General features: G+C 66.8%; 17 protein-coding genes. 13 read left to right on the top strand and 4 right to left on the bottom strand.

Translation table 11 applies throughout. The features are described 5' to 3' along the window. Genes fliI through fliF form a run of 4 tightly spaced genes read right to left on the bottom strand, consistent with a single transcriptional unit; the run spans position 1 to position 4,974 of the window. The gene (fliI, locus tag BM345_RS14180; RefSeq protein WP_093380449.1) at positions 1-1,437 is read right to left on the bottom strand and encodes a flagellar protein export ATPase FliI; all 1,437 of its coding nucleotides are present in this window, start codon (positions 1,435-1,437) and stop codon (positions 1-3) included. Further along, positions 1,430-2,242: a flagellar assembly protein FliH gene (gene fliH, locus BM345_RS14175; RefSeq protein ID WP_254789735.1), complete on the bottom strand. Its 813-nt coding sequence runs from the start codon at positions 2,240-2,242 to the stop codon at positions 1,430-1,432. The genes fliI and fliH overlap by 8 nt, the downstream gene beginning before the upstream one ends. Then, the gene (fliG, locus tag BM345_RS14170; protein ID WP_093380448.1) at positions 2,229-3,227 is read right to left on the bottom strand and encodes a flagellar motor switch protein FliG; all 999 of its coding nucleotides are present in this window, start codon (positions 3,225-3,227) and stop codon (positions 2,229-2,231) included. The genes fliH and fliG overlap by 14 nt, the downstream gene beginning before the upstream one ends. Continuing rightward, the gene (fliF, locus tag BM345_RS14165; RefSeq protein WP_093380446.1) at positions 3,220-4,974 is read right to left on the bottom strand and encodes a flagellar basal-body MS-ring/collar protein FliF; all 1,755 of its coding nucleotides are present in this window, start codon (positions 4,972-4,974) and stop codon (positions 3,220-3,222) included. The genes fliG and fliF overlap by 8 nt, the downstream gene beginning before the upstream one ends. 316 nt (positions 4,975-5,290) lie before the next feature. On the opposite strand from fliF, the gene fliE reads away from it, so the two are divergent. The 13 genes from fliE (at position 5,291) to cheA (ending at position 16,944) form a co-directional block, all read left to right on the top strand. Next, on the top strand, positions 5,291-5,623 hold the full coding sequence (gene fliE / locus BM345_RS14160) for a flagellar hook-basal body complex protein FliE (RefSeq protein WP_093380445.1): 333 nt from the start codon (positions 5,291-5,293) through the stop codon (positions 5,621-5,623). A 188-nt stretch (positions 5,624-5,811) separates the two neighbouring features. Further along, entirely contained in the window at positions 5,812-7,485 is a 1,674-nt protein-coding gene (locus BM345_RS14155) for a FliC/FljB family flagellin (protein ID WP_093380443.1), read from the top strand. Between the two features lie 149 nt (positions 7,486-7,634). Beyond that, complete coding sequence (locus BM345_RS14150) at positions 7,635-7,985, top strand: flagellar protein FlaG (RefSeq protein ID WP_093380441.1); 351 nt, start codon at positions 7,635-7,637, stop codon at positions 7,983-7,985. Positions 7,986-8,028: 43 nt separating this feature from the next. Then, a complete protein-coding gene (fliD, locus tag BM345_RS14145; protein ID WP_093380440.1) occupies positions 8,029-9,483 on the top strand; it encodes a flagellar filament capping protein FliD in 1,455 nt (484 codons plus the stop codon). A gap of 15 nt (positions 9,484-9,498) precedes the next feature. Then, the gene (gene fliS / locus BM345_RS14140; protein WP_093380438.1) at positions 9,499-9,924 is read left to right on the top strand and encodes a flagellar export chaperone FliS; all 426 of its coding nucleotides are present in this window, start codon (positions 9,499-9,501) and stop codon (positions 9,922-9,924) included. Between the two features lie 25 nt (positions 9,925-9,949). Beyond that, positions 9,950-10,282 (top strand): flagellar protein FliT, encoded by a 333-nt coding sequence (locus BM345_RS14135; protein WP_254789734.1) that lies wholly within the window; start codon positions 9,950-9,952, stop codon positions 10,280-10,282. A gap of 8 nt (positions 10,283-10,290) precedes the next feature. Next, the gene (locus tag BM345_RS14130) at positions 10,291-11,556 is read left to right on the top strand and encodes a flagellar hook-length control protein FliK (RefSeq protein ID WP_093380436.1); all 1,266 of its coding nucleotides are present in this window, start codon (positions 10,291-10,293) and stop codon (positions 11,554-11,556) included. Beyond that, positions 11,553-11,852: an EscU/YscU/HrcU family type III secretion system export apparatus switch protein gene (locus tag BM345_RS14125; RefSeq protein WP_254789733.1), complete on the top strand. Its 300-nt coding sequence runs from the start codon at positions 11,553-11,555 to the stop codon at positions 11,850-11,852. The genes BM345_RS14130 and BM345_RS14125 overlap by 4 nt, the downstream gene beginning before the upstream one ends. A 216-nt stretch (positions 11,853-12,068) precedes the next feature. Then, positions 12,069-12,416, top strand: a complete 348-nt coding sequence (flhD, locus tag BM345_RS14120; protein ID WP_254789732.1) for a flagellar transcriptional regulator FlhD — start codon at positions 12,069-12,071, stop codon at positions 12,414-12,416. Positions 12,417-12,422: 6 nt separating this feature from the next. After that, complete coding sequence (gene flhC / locus BM345_RS14115; RefSeq protein ID WP_093380433.1) at positions 12,423-13,046, top strand: flagellar transcriptional regulator FlhC; 624 nt, start codon at positions 12,423-12,425, stop codon at positions 13,044-13,046. A gap of 43 nt (positions 13,047-13,089) precedes the next feature. Continuing rightward, a complete protein-coding gene (gene motA / locus BM345_RS14110; protein WP_093380432.1) occupies positions 13,090-13,950 on the top strand; it encodes a flagellar motor stator protein MotA in 861 nt (286 codons plus the stop codon). A 21-nt stretch (positions 13,951-13,971) separates the two neighbouring features. Further along, complete coding sequence (gene motB, locus BM345_RS14105) at positions 13,972-14,838, top strand: flagellar motor protein MotB (RefSeq protein WP_093380430.1); 867 nt, start codon at positions 13,972-13,974, stop codon at positions 14,836-14,838. A gap of 51 nt (positions 14,839-14,889) precedes the next feature. Then, on the top strand, positions 14,890-16,944 hold the full coding sequence (gene cheA / locus BM345_RS14100) for a chemotaxis protein CheA (RefSeq protein ID WP_093380429.1): 2,055 nt from the start codon (positions 14,890-14,892) through the stop codon (positions 16,942-16,944). Positions 16,945-16,981 lie beyond the last annotated feature (37 nt).

Genomic DNA, 16,981 nt, shown 5'->3' with positions numbered 1-16,981 from the left:
TCAGGCTCCTTGGGTGTCGAACAGGCGCTCCATCTCCACGATGGAGTCCTCGTAGCCGCTGCGCTCGTTCATGCCCTGCTGCAGGTAGGCCTCGATGCGCGGGTACAGGGCAATGGCCTTGTCCAGCTGCGGGTCGTGGCCGGCGGCATAGGCGCCCACGCTGATGAGGTCGCGGTTGCGCTGGTAGCGCGACAGCGTCTGCTTGAAGCGGCGCACCACCTCGAACTGCTCGGGCGTGATGAGCGCGGTCATCGCGCGGCTGATCGAGGCCTCGATGTCGATGGCGGGGTAGTGGCCCGCCTCGGCGAGGTTCCGGGACAGCACGACGTGGCCGTCCAGGATGGCGCGTGCCGAGTCGGCGATCGGGTCCTGCTGGTCGTCGCCTTCGGACAGCACGGTGTAGAAGGCGGTGATCGAGCCGCCGCGGCCGTGCGCGTCGCGTGCGCCGTTGCCGGCACGTTCCACCAGCGCCGGCAGCTTGGCGAACACCGAGGGCGGGTAGCCCTTGGTGGCCGGCGGCTCGCCCACGGCCAGCGCGATCTCGCGCTGTGCCATGGCGTAGCGGGTGAGCGAATCCATGATCAGCAGCACGTCCTTGCCCAGGTCGCGGAAGTACTCCGCCAGGCAGGTGGCATAGGCCGCGCCCTGCAGGCGCAGCAGGGGCGAGTTGTCCGCAGGCGCGGCCACCACCACCGCGCGGGCCAGGCCTTCCTCGCCCAGCGTGTGGTCGATGAAGTCCTTCACCTCGCGGCCGCGCTCGCCGATCAGGCCCACCACGATCACCTCGGCGCTGGTGTAGCGGGCCATCATGCCCAGCAGCACGCTCTTGCCCACGCCGGAGCCGGCGAACAGGCCCATGCGCTGGCCGCGGCCGACGGTGAGCATGCCGTTGATGGCGCGCACGCCGGTGTCCAGCACCGAGTCAATGGGCGCGCGCTGCAGCGGGTTGATGGGTGCCGTCGACAGCGTCACCTGCTTGTCGACGACCAGGGGGCCGCGTCCATCCAGCGGACGGCCCACCGCATCGACCACGCGGCCCAGCATGCCCACGCCCACCGGCAGGCGCTTGGTCTGCACCGCGCCGCCGGGCGAGCTCGGGTCGGCCATGCCGGGGCGCGCGAACACGCGTGCGCCGGGCAGCAGGCCGGCCACTTCGGTCTGCGGCATGAGAAAGAGGCGGTCGCCCGCAAAACCGACGACCTCGGCCTCGGCATGGCGCTGCGGATAGCCGGGCGGCAGTTCGATCAGGCAGTCGCTGCCCACCGGCAGCTGCAGGCCCACGGCCTCCAGCACCAGGCCGACGGCACGGGTCAGGCGGCCGGAGACCGCGGTGGGCACGCGACGGCCCACTTCGTGGCGAGCCTGGTTGATGGCGGCGTGCCAGGCGTTCAGGTGCGGGTTGGTGGTCGGCGGCGGCGCCGCGATCTGCTCAAGCATGGGCTGCCTTCGTCTCGCCGGCCAGGGCGGCGGTGACGCGCTCCAGGCGCGTTTCCAGCGTGGCGTCCACCTCGCTGCCGGTGGTCTGCACGCGGCAGCCGCCGCGTGAGATGTTGTCGTCGGCGCGCAGCTGCCAGCCGGCCTCCTGCAACTCGGTTCCCAGGCTCGCGCGCACCAGCGCCACGTCCTCGGGATGCAGCAGCAGGCGGGGCTCGCCCTGCAGCGCGTGCTCGGCGGCCAGCATCTGGCGCACCAGCGTCACGATCCAGCCGGGCTCCACGTTCAGGCTGTGATGGATCACCTGGCGGGCCACGTCCAGGGCCAGCGCGACCAGCGAATCCGACAGGTCGTTCTCTGCGCGTCGCAGCGCGGCGGGCAGGGACCGGGACAGGGTCAGCAGCTGCTGCGCGTGCGCGCTGGCCAGGGCCAGGCCCTCGGCGCGGCCTGCTGCCAGCCCTTCGGCATGGCCCTGGGCCAAGCCTTCGCGTCGGCCGTCGGCTTCGCCAATGGCGCGCGCGTCGATGCGCAGGCGCGCCAGCAGCTTCTCGTCAAGAGATGGCGTGAGCGCAGGGCGCGGCGCGGCTGCGGGTGCGCTCTCCGCCGCGGGGCGGGATCCCGTTGCGGCGCGGCGGCCCGCCGGCGTGCCGATGGACTGCATCTCCCAGCGTTGCCAGGCGGACTCGGCCGGGCCGGCGTGTGCGGTCGCGGTGGCGGCCTGTGCGCTGCCGCTGTTGCTGCGCTTCATCGCAGCGTAGGTGGCGGCCAGGCTGCTCGTGCCGGCAGAGGCTTGCTTAGATGAAGTCATCGGTACCCGGGGCGGCTATGGTGACTTCGCCGGCGTCGGCCAGGCGGCGCACCACCTGCAGGATGGTCTTCTGCTCGGCCTCGACCTGCGAGACGCGCACCGGTCCGCGCAGGTCCATGTCCTCGCGCAGGGTCTCGGCCGCGCGCTGCGACATGTTCTGCAGGAACTTGTCGCGCAGCTCCTGCGGCGCGCCCTTGAGGGCGATGATGAGCGACTCGGCCTCGATGTCCTTGAGCACGCGCTGGATGCCGCGGTCGTCCAGGCCCATGAGGTTCTCGAACACGAACATCTCGTCGATGATGCGCTGGGCCAGGGCCTCGTCCTGCGCACGCACATGGGCAATGGCTTCCTGCTCCTGCGTCGTGTTCATCAGGTTGACGATCTCGGCGGCGGTGCGCACGCCGCCCAGGCGGCTGCGCTTGAGGCCTTCGCCCGAGAGCATCTCGGACAGCACCTCGGTCAGCTCGGCCAGCGCGGCCGGCTGCACGCCGCCGAAGGTGGCCACGCGCACGATCACGTCGTGGCGCAGGCGTGCCGGCAGCTTCTCCAACACTTCCGATGCCTTGCTGCGGTCCAGGTGCACCAGCAGGGTGGCCAGGATCTGCGGATGCTCGTCGCGGATCAGCTCGGCGACTTCGCCGGCTTCCAGCTCGTTGAGGCGCTCGATGCCGCCGCGCGGCGAATCGGGCTGGAGGATGTCTTCCAGCAGGTTGCTGGCGCGTTCGTCGCCCAGGGCCTTGGTCAGCACCGCCTTGATGTAGCTGCCCGAGCCCAGGTGCAGGGCGGACAGCTGCTCGGTCTCGGCGCGGAAATCGGCCAGCACCTGGGCCAGCTCGTCGTTGGACACATGGCTGAGCTGCGACATCGCCACGCCCACGGACTGGACCGTCTGGGTGGGCATGTGCGCGAGCGTGGCGGCGGCGCGGTCTTCGCCCAGCGCCATCAGCAGGATGGCGGCTTTGCGCTGGTTTGCGGTGTCATTCATGGGGGGTCATCCAATGCTTGATCAATGCAGCAACCAGGCGCGGGTCTTCCTGCGCGAGCTGCTGCGCGTATTCCAGGTCGACGCGCTGGCGTTCGGATTCACGCAGGCGCAGCTGCTCGCGGGCGTCCTGCTGCTGCTGCTCCTGGAGCGCGGCCTGCTCGGCCGGCGGCAGGGAAGGCGCGCCGTCCGCGGCGGGCAGCAGCTCCTGCTGCTTGCGCTTGCGGGGGCGCAGGAAGCTCAGCCACAGCACCAGCACCACCAGGGCGATCAGCGCATACTGGCCGATGCTCTTGCCCAGCTCGATGGCCTGCGGGTCCTTCCACAGCGGCAATTCCACCGGCACCGGCTCGCGTTCCTGGATGAAGGAGCTGTTGACCACGTTGAGCGAGTCGCCGCGCTCCTGGCTGAAGCCCATGGCTTCCTTCACCAGGTTGCGGATCTGGTCCAGCTCGGCGGCGGTGAGGGCGGTCGATGCCGGCTTGCCTTCGGTGCCGGCGCCTTCGCGGTTGTTCACCACCACGGCCACCGACAGGCGCTTCACGCCGCCGGCACCTTGCTGCACGTGGCGGATGCTGCGGTCGAGCTCGTAGTTGGTGGTGCTGTCCTTGCGCGAGTTGCTCGGGCCGCTGCTGGCCGTGCTGCTGGCGGTCTGTGCAGCCGGCGCGGCTGCTCCCGGCGCACCGGGGGCGCCCGGCTTGCCGGGTGCATTGGGCGCGGCGGCCGTGCTGATCGGCGCGCTCGGGTTCGTGGGCGGCTGGTTCGTCAGCGCGCCGGGCACACCGCCGGGCGGCGTGCCGCCCTGCTGGGCCGACTCGCTGGACTGCTGGCTTCGCACCGCCTTGGCCTTGGGATCGTCGTTGGGGCGGAACTTCTCGTCGGTGTGTTCCACCACCGTGAAGTCGATGTCGGCCGCCACCTGCGCACGCACGTTGCCTGCGCCCAGGATGGGCTGAAGGATCGACTCGATGCGGCGCACGTAGGTCTGCTCGATCTCCTGCGCGAACTTGAGCTGGCTCACGTCCAGGCCGCGCGCGCCGCTGTTGGCGGCCGAGAGCAGGTTGCCGCGCTGGTCCACCACCGTCACGCTCTTGGCGTCCAGGTCGGGCACGCTGCTGGAGATCATGTGGACGATGGCGCTGACCTGGCCTTCGTCGATGCTGCGGCCGCGCTGCAGCGTCAGCACCACCGAGGCCGAGGGCTTCTTCTGCTCGCGCACGAAGAGCGATGGCTTGGGCAGCGCCAGGTGCACGCGCGCCGCTTCCACCGTGCCGATGGATTCGATGGAGCGCACCAGCTCGCCTTCCAGCGCGCGCTGGTAGTTGACCTGCTCGGTGAACTGGCTGGTGCCGAACTTCTGGTTGTCCATCAGCTCGAAGCCCACGCCGCCGCCCTTGGGCAGGCCCTGGGACGCCAGCTTCAGGCGCAGCTCGGGCACCTTGTCGGCCGGCACCATGATCGCGCCGCCGCCTTCGGCGAATTTGTAGGGCACGTTCATCTGCGACAGCGAGGCGATGATGGCGCCGCCATCCCGCTCGGTCACGTTGGCATAGAGCACCTTGTAGTCAGGCGCTCGGTTCCACAGCACGAAGGCCGCCAGGGCGGCCACGAGTGCGGCGCCGCCGAGGATCATCGGCAGCTTGGGCTGTGCGCGCAGCCGCTCCACGAAGGGCAGGGCGGTCGGCAGGCCGGAGACGGGTGCTCCGGTCGGCAATGCGGGGACGGGCGCGGCAGTGGTGGCGGCGCTCATTCGGCTTGGCTCATGGCTTGATGGATGCCCGCGTGGTGCAGAGGCACGCACGTAGAAGGAAGTCGTCGTTCTCGATGAGAGTTCATGGCCTTGTGGCCGGGTGCTGTCACCAGGCCGCTTTGTCGTGTGCGATGGATTCTCCGCACCCCTCTTCAAATCGATTGGGCGAACAGCCCGGGCTTTTCCCTTCAGTTGCCTTCATGCGAAAGAGAGGTGCGTCGCTACGCTTCTCCGGTCGCGGGTGCACCCATGCGCCCCTGTGAGTTCGCTCTTGCGAGCCACGCATCCCACAACATCAGCAGAAAGGTTTACACACATGTCGATCGCAGCCATCGAGTCCGTGTTGCATCAGATGCGCGCCACCGCGCTCCAGGGCGGCTTCGCCCCCCGCATGGATTCCGGCGCATCCGAGGCCGTGCAGGGCAGCGGCGGCTTTGCCGGTGAATTCAAGCGCACGCTCGAGCGCATCAACGGCACGCAGCAGCAGGCCTACGGCAAGGCCGAGGACTTCGAACTGGGCAAGCCCGGCGTGGCGCTCAACGACGTGATGGTCGACCTGCAGAAGGCCAACGTGGCTTTCCAGACCGGGCTGCAGGTGCGCAACCGCCTGGTGGCGGCCTATCAGGAAGTGATGAGCCTGCCGGCTTGAGCGACGGGGACATAGGTTGAAGACCCCGGTTTCATCGGCCCGCAGAAATTTTGCAAACGCCCCTAAAGCTTTGAAAAGGCCTGCCGATAACCAAACCAACGATGGCTTGAGTCCTCCCATGGTGGGAGGAATGACCAGCGTTACGGCCCCAGGCCGGAGTCACCAACCTTAAGTCACAGGAGTTTGAAATGGCGCAAGTCATCAACACCAACAGTCTCTCCCTGCTCACGCAGAACAACCTGAACAAGTCGCAGTCGTCGCTCAACACGGCGATCGAGCGACTGTCGTCCGGCATGCGCATCAACAGCGCCAAGGACGACGCAGCTGGCCAGGCCATCGCCAACCGCTTCACCGCCAACATCAAGGGCCTGACGCAAGCCACCCGCAACGCCAACGACGGCATCTCGATCGCCCAGACGACCGAAGGCGCCCTGACCGAAGTCAACAACAACCTGCAGCGCGTTCGCGAACTGTCGGTGCAAGCTGCCAACGGCACGAACTCGGCCAGCGACCTGGACTCGATCCAGGCTGAAATCTCGCAGCGCCTGGAAGAAATCAACCGCGTTTCCGAACAGACGCAGTTCAACGGCGTGAAGGTCCTGTCGGCCGACGCTGGCAAGCTGACCGTGCAAGTCGGCGCGAACGATGGCGAAACCATCGACATCGACCTGAAGGAAATCACCGCCAAGACGCTGGGCCTCGACGGCTTCAACGTGAACGGCAAGGGCGTTTCCGCCAACAGCAAGGCCACGGTCACGAACCTGCTGGCTGCCGGCGGCGTCGCTTCGGGCAACGACTACACGGTCACGACCACGCATGAAGCCGTGACGGCCGACCAGGCCTTCGCCAAGCTGAGCTCCGGCGACGTCGTGACCCTGAACGACGGCACCAACGACATCGCCTACACCTACGACGCTGCCTCGAAGAGCTTCTCCTTCACCCACGCAGTCCTGGCAGCCGACGTCACGGCCGAAGCCACCAAGCTGACCCCGACCACGGGCAAGGTCTCTGGCGTGTACGACAACGGCGGCACCGGTGCCACCGCTTCCTTCGAAGTCGATGCCCTGGGCGCCGTCACGATCGGTGGCCAGAAGGCCTACCTGGCCGCCACCGGCGAGCTGAGCACGAACGACCCCGGATCGGGCGCGCAAGCCTCCCTGGACGACCTGATGACCGGCGCTGCCGGCACGGCAGGCAGCACGGTGACCGTGGGTGCCGTCAAGTACACCAGCGACGGCACGGACCTGTCGTACAAGGACACCATCGCTGCCGACGCGCTGAAGGCCGACTTCGCTGCCGCCACCGGCGTGACCGCCACGGTCCAGCTCAAGAGCGGCCTGCTGAACGCCACGATGGCCTTCGACGCCGGCGAATCCACCGACACCTATGTCGATGGCGAGGGCGAGTTCACCACGACCGCCAGCTACGACACGGTCTACACCGTGGACCCGGACACCGGCGAAGCCACCGTGAAGAGCACCGATGCCGCCATCGCTGGCACCAAGTACGAAGACAAGGTCGGCGCCACCGCCTATGTCAACAGCAAGGGCCAGCTGACGACCGACACGACCAGCAAGGGTGCCAAGACGGAAGACCCGCTCAAGGCCATCGACGCCGCCCTGGCGAAGGTCGACGAGCTGCGCGGTTCGCTGGGTGCAGTGCAGAACCGCTTCGACTCGGTGATCGCGAACCTGGGCACCACCATCACCAACCTGTCGTCCTCGCGTTCGCGCATCGAAGACGCGGACTACGCGGTGGAAGTGTCGAACATGACCCGCGCGCAGATCCTGCAGCAAGCCGGTACCTCGGTGCTGTCGCAAGCCAACCAGACCACGCAAGGCGTGCTCTCCCTCCTGCGTTAATCCACAACAGAAAGGTATGGAAGTGCCGGGCCCGCTCCGAAAGGGGCGGCTCCGGCAGCCGCAGACCCCCGGGTCTGCGCTGTCCCCTGAGGCCACGCGCCTGGCCGAGGCCTCAGCGGACAGCGAATCTTCCAGTCAAGGTGCAACCCATGTCGAACCCGCTCCCAGCCATTCCCGCCAAGGAAAGCCCCTGGACCCAGGTGCTCGCCGGTCGCACCGCGCCGCCGCTTGCAGCAGAAGGCGCCGAGCCGACTGCCGAGCGTGCAGGGGAGGCGACACCCCCTCAGGTCGAGGCCGCGGTGAGCGAGATCAACGACGTGCTCCAGAGCCGCTCGGTCAGCCTGCAGTTCGAGATCGACAAGGACACCGACAAGGTCATCGTGAAGGTTGTCGACCAGACCAACGGCGTGGTGATCCGCCAGATTCCGACCGAGGAAGTGGTCCACATTGCCAAGGTCATGGGCAAGGCGCCCGGCCTCCTGGTGAACCAGCAGGCCTGAAGCCCGCGGCACCCCAACACACGAATTCGAGGACATCCAGAACATGGCGACCATCAGCAGCGTAGGCGTAGGCTCCAACCTGGACCTGAGCAGCCTGCTCACCCAGCTCCAGACCGCGGAAAACGCGCCGCTCGCGGCGCTGCAGACCAAGGCCAAGAGCTTCACGAGCAAACTGTCGGCCTACGGACAGATCCAGAGCGCGCTCGAGTCGCTGCAAAACGCGGCCAAGAAGCTGGGCGACCCGGCGCTGTTCCAGGCCGTGACGGGCACGCCCACGGTGAGCGGCATCCTTTCCGCCTCGTCCACCGACGCCAGCGCCGCGGGCAACTACAGCATCACCGTCTCGCAACTGGCGCAGGCCCAGTCGGTGATCGCCAAGGGCCAGTTGACCTCGAGCACCGCCATCGGCAGCGGCAAGGTCACCATCGATTTCGGCACCGTCAGCGGCGGCACGCTGGACCCGGCCACCGGCACCTACAGCGGTGCCAGCTTTGCCTCCGACCTGACCCGTCCCGCAAAGTCGCTCACCATCGATTCGACCAACAACACGCTCACCGGCATCCGCGATGCGATCAACGCGTCCGATATGGGGGTGTCCGCCAGCATCGTGAACGACGGCAGCGGCACGCCCTACCGCCTGGTGCTCCTGTCGAAGGAGACGGGAGAGGCCTCGAGCATGCGGATCAAGGTCGACGGCGACGCAGCGCTTCAGAACCTGCTGGGCAACGACCCGGCCGGCACGCAGAACCTGCAGCAGACCCTGGCGGCACAGAACGCCAAGCTCAACGTCAACGGCATAGCGGTCACCAGCGCCACCAACACCGTGAAGGAAGCCATCCAGGGCACCACGCTGACCCTGGTGCAGACCGGCACCACCGGCCTGTCGATGAAGGCCAACACCACCGCCATGACGACGGCGATCAACGACTTCGTCAAGGCCTACAACAGCCTGCAGGGCACCGCCAAGACCCTCACGACCTACGACGCCGACACGAAGAGCGGCTCCGCGCTCACCGGCGATTCGACGCTGCGCAACCTGATGAACCGCGTGCGCGGGGTGCTCAGCTCGCCACAGGCCAGCGGCAGCAACGAGGTCAAGGTCCTCAACGAGATTGGCGTCGCCTTCCAGAAGGACGGCACGCTGGTTGTGGACAGCACCAAGCTGGGCAAGGCGCTGGACACCAACCTGGCCGGCGTCTCCAAGCTTTTCGCCAGCGGCACCGGCAGTACCTCCGGCTACGGCAAGCAGCTGGATGCACTGGTGACCTCCCTCACATCCACCGGCGGCAGCCTTCGGGTTGCATCGGATGGCGTGACCGCGACCATCAAGGACCTGGACACGCAGTACGACGCGATGGAAACGCGCATCGAGGCCACCATGGCGCGTTACAAGGCGCAATTCACCAGGCTCGACGTGATGATGAGCAGCATGAACAGCACGTTGAGCTATCTCTCGCAGCAGTTCGAGGCGATGAACGCTTCCGCCAGCAGCAAGTAAGTCGAGGCACACGCCATGTACACACACCACAGTTACCGCAGCGGCGCCGGCGCCTATGCGCGCGTCGGCATCGAATCGAGCGTGATGAGCGCCTCGCCGCACCAGTTGATCGTGCTGCTTTTCGATGGCGCCAAGACCGCCATCGGCATGGCACGCCACCACATGGCGCAGAACGAGATCCAGGCCCGCGGCAACGCGATTTCCAAGGCCATCAACATCGTGGACAACGGCCTGCGTGCCAGCCTGGATGCCAAGGCAGCAGGCGCCGAGGCGGCCAAGCTGGTGGAGAACCTGTCGGCGCTCTACACCTACATCGTGCAGCGCCTGCTGCAGGCCAACCTGCGCAACGACGCAGCCGCGCTCGACGAGGCCGACACCCTGCTGGACAGCATCGCATCGGCATGGCGGGAGATCGGCGCAGCGACTGCGCCGGGCAATTGAACAGATCACGAAAGAGAGAGACACCATGTCCGTCAACAGCGAAGTCGTCCATTGCTACGACCGGCTCGCCACCCTCACAGAGCGCATGCTGGAGCTGTCGCGCGAAGAAGAATGGGGCCAGCTTCCCGGGGTCGAGTCGCTTTGCGCCGCCCTCATCGATCGCCTCAAGGAGATCGAGCCCGCTACCTCGCTGGACACTTCCCAGCGCGACCAGGTGCGCCGCTCCCTGCTGCGCGTGCGCGCCGACCAGGAGGAAGTCTGCCGCCTGGTCAAGCCCCAGCTTCGCATCCTGCTGGGCAGCATCGCGCAACTGCAACAGCAGGACAGCGTGAACAAGGCCTACGGAACCACGCACTGAACCCGGCCATGACCGCACCCCTTGCCAAGGTTGACGCACTCCAGGCGGCGCGAATCGCGCCGTGGGTGGAGCTGCTGTCGCCCAAGGCACCCGCGGGTGCCGGTCCTGCCCAAGCCGTCCTGAATGCCCCCCGTGTCGACAACGATGTCCTCCTGCCCCAAGGCGCCGCACTGCGGCCCCAGGGCGCCGCTGCCGGCGAGCCGCGCAGTGAGGGCGTCGCTGCGAGTGTGCGCCCGTCGAGCAGCACGGAACTGTCGGCCGCGGCACGCGTCATCCTCGACCTGCTTTCCGAGCACGCCGACAAGAATGCCGGGCCGGTGCGGGGGCAGCATCCGCTGTGGCCTGCTGCGCAACGCGCGCCGAGTGCAGCGGTGCTGGCGAGCGCGCTCTCGCAGCAGGTCTCGGACTCGGGCCTTTTCTACGAATCGCACCTGGCGCAGTTCGCCGCTGGCGCGCGCAGCCTTGCACAGATGCAGCGTGAGCCGCAAGCCGGCCTGGCGCGCGCGGCAGCAGAAGCCGCACGCACGACCGCGCAAGAAGATGGCGCGCCGGCAATTCCGCAGCTGCCGCGGCAGCCTGCGGGCGAGCTGGTGTCCGTGGCTGTGGCGCAAGCGTCGGCCCCAACCATGCCCGCGCTCCTTCCCGCGGCACCGGTAACGGCTGCACCCATGACGAATACGCAACAGGGCCCCGAGGCTGCGCACGCCGACCCGGCGAATCCGACCGAGCTGCAGGATGACGCGGCCGAGATGCCGCAGCGCGTGGCACATGGCGCGCCAGCCCTCGCTCCGGCTCCAGCGGCGAACGCCGCGCTCGCCAGGTATGCCGATTCCGCGCAGATGGCCGATCGCACGCCCGCCTTCGCAGCCGCTTCCGACCTGCCCGCCGTGAACGCGGTCCATCCGCAGGCGGCACCGCTGGTGCACCAGCAGCTCGACCTGCTGGCCAGCGCGATGTTCCGCTGGAGCGGTGAAGCCTGGCCCGGCGTGGCGATGGAATGGTCGGTGCAGGAGGAGGGCGCCCGCGCGCACGGTGAACCGGAGCAGACGGCAGCGCCGCAGTGGTCCACCGCTCTCACGCTGCAGCTGCCGCGCCTGGGTCGGGTCGACCTGCGCATGCAGTTGGACGGCAACAGCGTTCGTGCCCAGCTCGCGGCGCCGCAGGCCGATGCATTGATGCAACTTCGCGTTCATCGCTCGACGCTGTCGCAGCGCATGGCTGCCGCGGGCTTCGAGCTTCGCGCACTGCAACTGGACCCGGAGCTGGCCGCGTGAACGGCGAAGCGATCAACCAGCGCCTGAGCGCGGTGGCCTTGTCACATCGCGACCCGGACCGTGCGCCGATGGTCGTGGCCAAGGGCTACGGCGCCGTGGCCGAACAGATCATGCGCGCGGCGCGCGAGCACGGCCTGTACGTGCATGCCTCGCCCGGGCTCAACCAACTGCTGATGCAGGTGAAGCTCGACGCGCAGGTGCCGCCGGCCTTGTACGAGGCGGTGGCCGAAGTGCTGGCCTGGCTGTGGCGCATCGAGGAGGGCGGAACGCCCGAAATTGCGTCGCGGATGGATTAAGTAATGCGCATTTATTACAAACCAACCCAGTACTTTAATCCTAATACACGAACTTATTACTTTTCATAGAGGAAGCGACTGTGGAATTATTCCGCAATATCCCAAGTGATGTTCAAAACTGTGACCTCCGTCACTCCAGTGACGTACAGAAAATTGAAACACTGTGATACAGTTTCTTTAGTTAACAAAGTTTGTGAATTGGATGGAGAGAGCGACGTGAATATTAATGACAACTCAATTGCGTTGAACAACGAAATTGCCCGTGAGATAAACGACATCAATCTGGCCTATATCCTGCTGGCCCAGAAAATGGTCAAGCAAGACAAGGCGGCTTCGATGATCCGCTTGGGCATCGGGACCAAATTGGCCGACATGCTGGCGAATATGTCGATTACCCAGATCATCAAGCTGTCTAATTCCAAATTCCTCATTTTCAGCCCCCGACTTGACGACGAAGCCTCAATTCACGCAGTCGGAAATGAAGAAAAAGATTCGGCGCTGCAGCGTGCCCATATGTCGATCCTGATGGCCGGCCGCCACAGTGCGGCGAAAAATCAAGCGTAATCAGAAATGAGCCAAAAAAGCGTTTTAGGTGAAGTCAGGCAGGTCCAGCTCGCCGTGGACCTGATCAATCTCGGGGCCCGCCTGCAGTTCCTGGAGGCCGAAGTCGGCCTGAGCCGCGAGCGCCTGATCCGCTTGTACAAGGAAATCAAGGGTGCTTCGCCGCCCAAGGGGCTGCTGCCTTTTTCGGCCGACTGGTACATGACCTGGCTGGCCAACATCCACTCGTCGATGTTCTACAACATCTACCGGTTCATGCGCAGCCACGACGACGGCGGTGACCTGCAGGCGCTCATCAAGAGCTACCGCATCTACCTGGAACAGGCCGACCTGCCCGAGGGCAGCACGGTGCTGGACTTCACCCGCGCCTACACCATGGTCCGTTTCTTCGACAGCGGCATGCTGCAGCTCAACAGCTGCTCGCGCTGCAACGGCGAATTCGTCTCCCATGCCTACGACGACAAGCACGACTACGTGTGCGTGCTGTGCCGTCCGCCTTCGCGCGCCGGCAAGGTCCGCACGGCCGACAAGCCGGCGCAGCCACGCCGCACAGGGCGCAGCGCGCTGGGTCGCCCGGGCCTGACGGCAGGGCTTGCCGGCGTGGCCCTGGGCTGCAGCGCGGCCGCGGGCTGAGTTCATTCAATCAACAAGGGCCTGAGGGTCGAAGGGGAAGCTCGTGCTCGTTCTGGTGGGTTATCTGGTGGTGCTGGGCACCGTGTTCGGTGGCTACGCCCTCATGGGAGGCCACTTCGGTGTGCTCTTCCAGCCCATCGAAGTGCTGATGATCGGCGGCGCTGCGCTGGGTGCCTTCATCGCGGGCAACAAGGGCAAGACCATCAAGGCCACCTTCAAGGAGCTGCCGCGCCTGCTGCGCAGCACCAAGCGCGACCGCCAGCTCTACATGGACCTGCTCGGGCTGCTCTACGAACTGCTGGCCAAGGCGCGCAAGGAAGGCATGATGAAGCTCGAGTCGGACGTGGACAAGCCCGAGGAGAGCGAGATCTTCAAGCGCTATCCCAGCATCACGGCCGACCCGGGCGTGATGGAGTTCCTGCGCGACTACCTGCGCCTGGTCATCAGCGGCAACACCGATGCCTTCGAGATCGAGGCCCTGATGGACCACGACATCGAGACCATCACGCACGAGGCCCTGGTGCCTTCTCACAGCATCGCCCGAGTGGCCGATGCGCTGCCGGCCCTGGGCATCGTGGCCGCGGTGCTGGGGGTGGTGCACGCGCTGGGGTCGGCCAACCTGCCGCCGTCGGAGATGGGCGAGCTGATCGCGCACGCCATGGTGGGCACCTTCCTGGGCGTGCTGCTGGCCTACGGCTTCGTCACGCCTCTTGCCTCGCTGATCGAGCAGCGGGTGGCCGAAGGCATGAAGGTGTACCAGTGCGCCAAGGTCACGCTGCTGGCCAGCCTGAACGGCTATGCGCCGCAACTGGCGGTGGAATTCGGCCGCAAGGTGCTGTTCTCGACCGAGCGTCCTTCGTTCATGGAGCTCGACGAGCACGTGCGCGAAGTCAAGGCGCGCTGACGCCAGGATCGGGGCGCTGACATGAGCGAAGAAAAGAAGATCGTCATCAAGAAGGTGCATGGCGGCCACGGCGGCGGCCATCACGGCGGCGGCTGGAAGATCGCCTACGCCGACTTCATGACGGCCATGATGGCCTTTTTCCTCGTGATGTGGCTGCTGTCCATCTCCAGTCCCAAGCAGCGCGAGGGCATCGCCGAGCATTTCCGCATGCCGTTGAAGGTGGCCTTGAGCGGCGGCGAGAAGGTGGCCATGAACTCCAGCGTGGTGCCGGGCGGCGGCGCCGACCTGCAGCACGTGGACGGCGAGGTGAAGCTGGCCGAGAAGGACGACGACGCGGACGCCGATCGCCTCGACCAGATGAAGAAGAAGCTGGAGGACCTGATCGAGAACAGCCCCAGCTTCAAGCAGTTCCGACACCAGATCCTGATCGACATCACCACCGAGGGCCTGCGCCTGCAGATCGTGGACAACGACAAGCGGCCCATGTTCGATCTGGCCAGTGCACGCGTGCTGCCGCACATGCGCACCATCCTGCACGAACTGGGACCGTGGCTCAACGAGCTGCCCAACAAGATCACCGTGTCGGGCCACACCGACGCCGTCATCTATTCCAACGACCGCAACTACGGCAACTGGGAGCTCTCGGCCGACCGCGCCAATGCCTCGCGCCGCGAACTGCTGCTGGGCGGCATGGGCGACACCAAGGTGCTGCGCGTGGTGGGCCTGGCCGACAGCATGCACCTGGACCGCGCCGATCCGAAGAACCCGATGAACCGGCGCATCAGCATCATCGTTCTCAACCACCGCACGCAGGACCGGATCGAGCGGGAGAACAGCATGGACCCCACACTGGTGCTGCAGGGCAAGCTGCCGGTGAGGCCGTCCTAGGCCGCAACACATACAGCGCCGGCGCCGTCCGGCGATCAAGAAGACAAGACCATGGATCTCAGCCAATTCACCCAAGCCTTTTTCGTCGAGGCCGTCGAACTCCTGGGCGAGATGGAGCACCTGCTCCTCGAACTCGACCTGGATTCGCCCGACGCCGAACAGCTCAACGCCATCTTCCGGGCGGCGCATTCGATCAAGGGCGGCGCGGCCACTTTCGGCTTCACCGCGCTGACCGACACCACGCACCTGCTCGAAACCCTGTTGGACCGCGCCCGCCATGGCCAGCTCAAGCTCAGCTCGCCCATGGTCGACGCATTTCTGGAAACGAAGGACGCCTTGCAAGAACAAATGACGGCCTACCAGGCGGGCAACGAACCTGAGCCTGAACGAGTGGCGCACATCTGCGCCGTGTTGCAGCAGCTCGCCCTCGAGCATGGCAACGGCGAGCAGGCCTCGGCCCCGGCACCAGTGGCCGCGCCTGCGCCCGTGGCTGCACCGGCCGCCGAAGCCGCCGAAGCCGGCGAAGGCGGGGAGGGCGTGCTGAACGTCAGTTTCACCGGCCTGTCCGACAGCGAGACGAACCTGCTGTCCGAAGAGCTGGTCAATCTCGGCCAGGTGCTCTCCAGCACGCCCGGCAAGGGCTCCCTGGACGTGCGCCTGCGCACCGCCTGCGCGCCCGACGACATCGTGGCCGTGTGCTGCTTCCTGATCGACGAATCGCAGATCCGCATCCGGCGCGAGGCGCCGGCGGACGCCGTGGCGCAGCCCGCACCCGAGGCGGCCGTGCCCGTCGCCGCCGCACCGGTGGCCGAGGCCGTGCCCGCCAAGGTGGCGGCGGCTCCGGCGCCGGCCGCTGGCGGCGCCGCTGCGGCAACGGCGTCCAAGGAATCGAGCTCGATCCGCGTGGATGTGGAGAAGGTGGACCAGCTCATCAACCTGGTGGGCGAGCTGGTGATCACGCAATCGATGCTGACCCAGGCCGCCACCAGGCTGGACCCGGTGGCCTACGAGCAGTTCCTCAGCGGCCTGGGCCACCTGGAGCGCAATGCGCGCGACCTGCAGGAATCGGTGATGTCCATCCGAATGATGCCCATGGACTACGTGTTCAGCCGTTTCCCGCGCGTGATCCGCGACGTGAGCGCCAAGCTGGGCAAGCAGGTTCGCCTTGACACCTTCGGCAAGGAGACCGAGCTGGACAAGGGCCTGATCGAGCGCATCGTCGATCCGCTGACGCACCTGGTGCGCAACAGCCTGGACCACGGCATCGAGACGCCGGATCAGCGCACCGCCAAGGGCAAGGACGCCACCGGCCAGCTGCTGCTGTCGGCGCAGCACCACGGCGGCAACATCGTGATCGAGGTGAGCGACGACGGCGCGGGCCTGAACCGCGAGAAGATCCTGGCCAAGGCCCTGCAGAAGGGCCTGCCGGTGAGCGACACCATGCCTGACGAGGAGGTGTGGCAGCTGATCTTTGCGCCGGGCTTCTCCACCGCCGAGCAGGTCACCGACATTTCGGGCCGCGGCGTGGGCATGGACGTGGTCAAGCGCAACATCCAGGAAATGGGCGGCCACGTGGAGATCATCTCCCGCGAAGGCGCGGGCACCACCACCCGCATCGTGCTGCCGCTGACGCTGGCCATCCTCAACGGCATGTCGGTGAAGGTGGGCGAAGAGGCCTACATCCTGCCGCTGTCCTACGTGATCGAGTCGCTGCAGCCGCTGTCCGAGCACCTGCACTCCATCACCGGCGAAGGCCGCGTGATCAAGGTGCGCGGCGAATACCTGCCGCTCATCGAGCTGCACCGCGTGTTCGACGTGGCCGGCGCCCAGGACGACGCCACCCAGGGCATCCTGGTCATCGTGCAGGCCGAGAACAGCCGCTTCGCCCTGCTGGTGGACGAGTTGCTCGGCCAGCACCAGGTGGTGGTGAAGAACCTGGAGACCAACTACCGCAAGGTGCCGGGCATCTCGGCCGCGACCATCCTGGGCGACGGCAGCGTGGCCTTCATCATCGACGTGGGCGCCATGCCGCGCATCCGCCGCGCCCAAGCCGCGAGTGCCGTGGCCCTGGCCGACGCCGCGCGCACCGAAGCCGTTTCCGCCTGAGCCAGCCCCGGGCCCCGCGAGCCGTCGTGCCGCGCGG

Source organism: Variovorax sp. OV329, assembly GCF_900114785.1.
GTDB lineage: Bacteria > Pseudomonadota > Gammaproteobacteria > Burkholderiales > Burkholderiaceae_C > Variovorax.
Note: the sequence above shows the minus strand (reverse complement) of the source record. Positions and strands in the feature narration are given on the sequence as shown.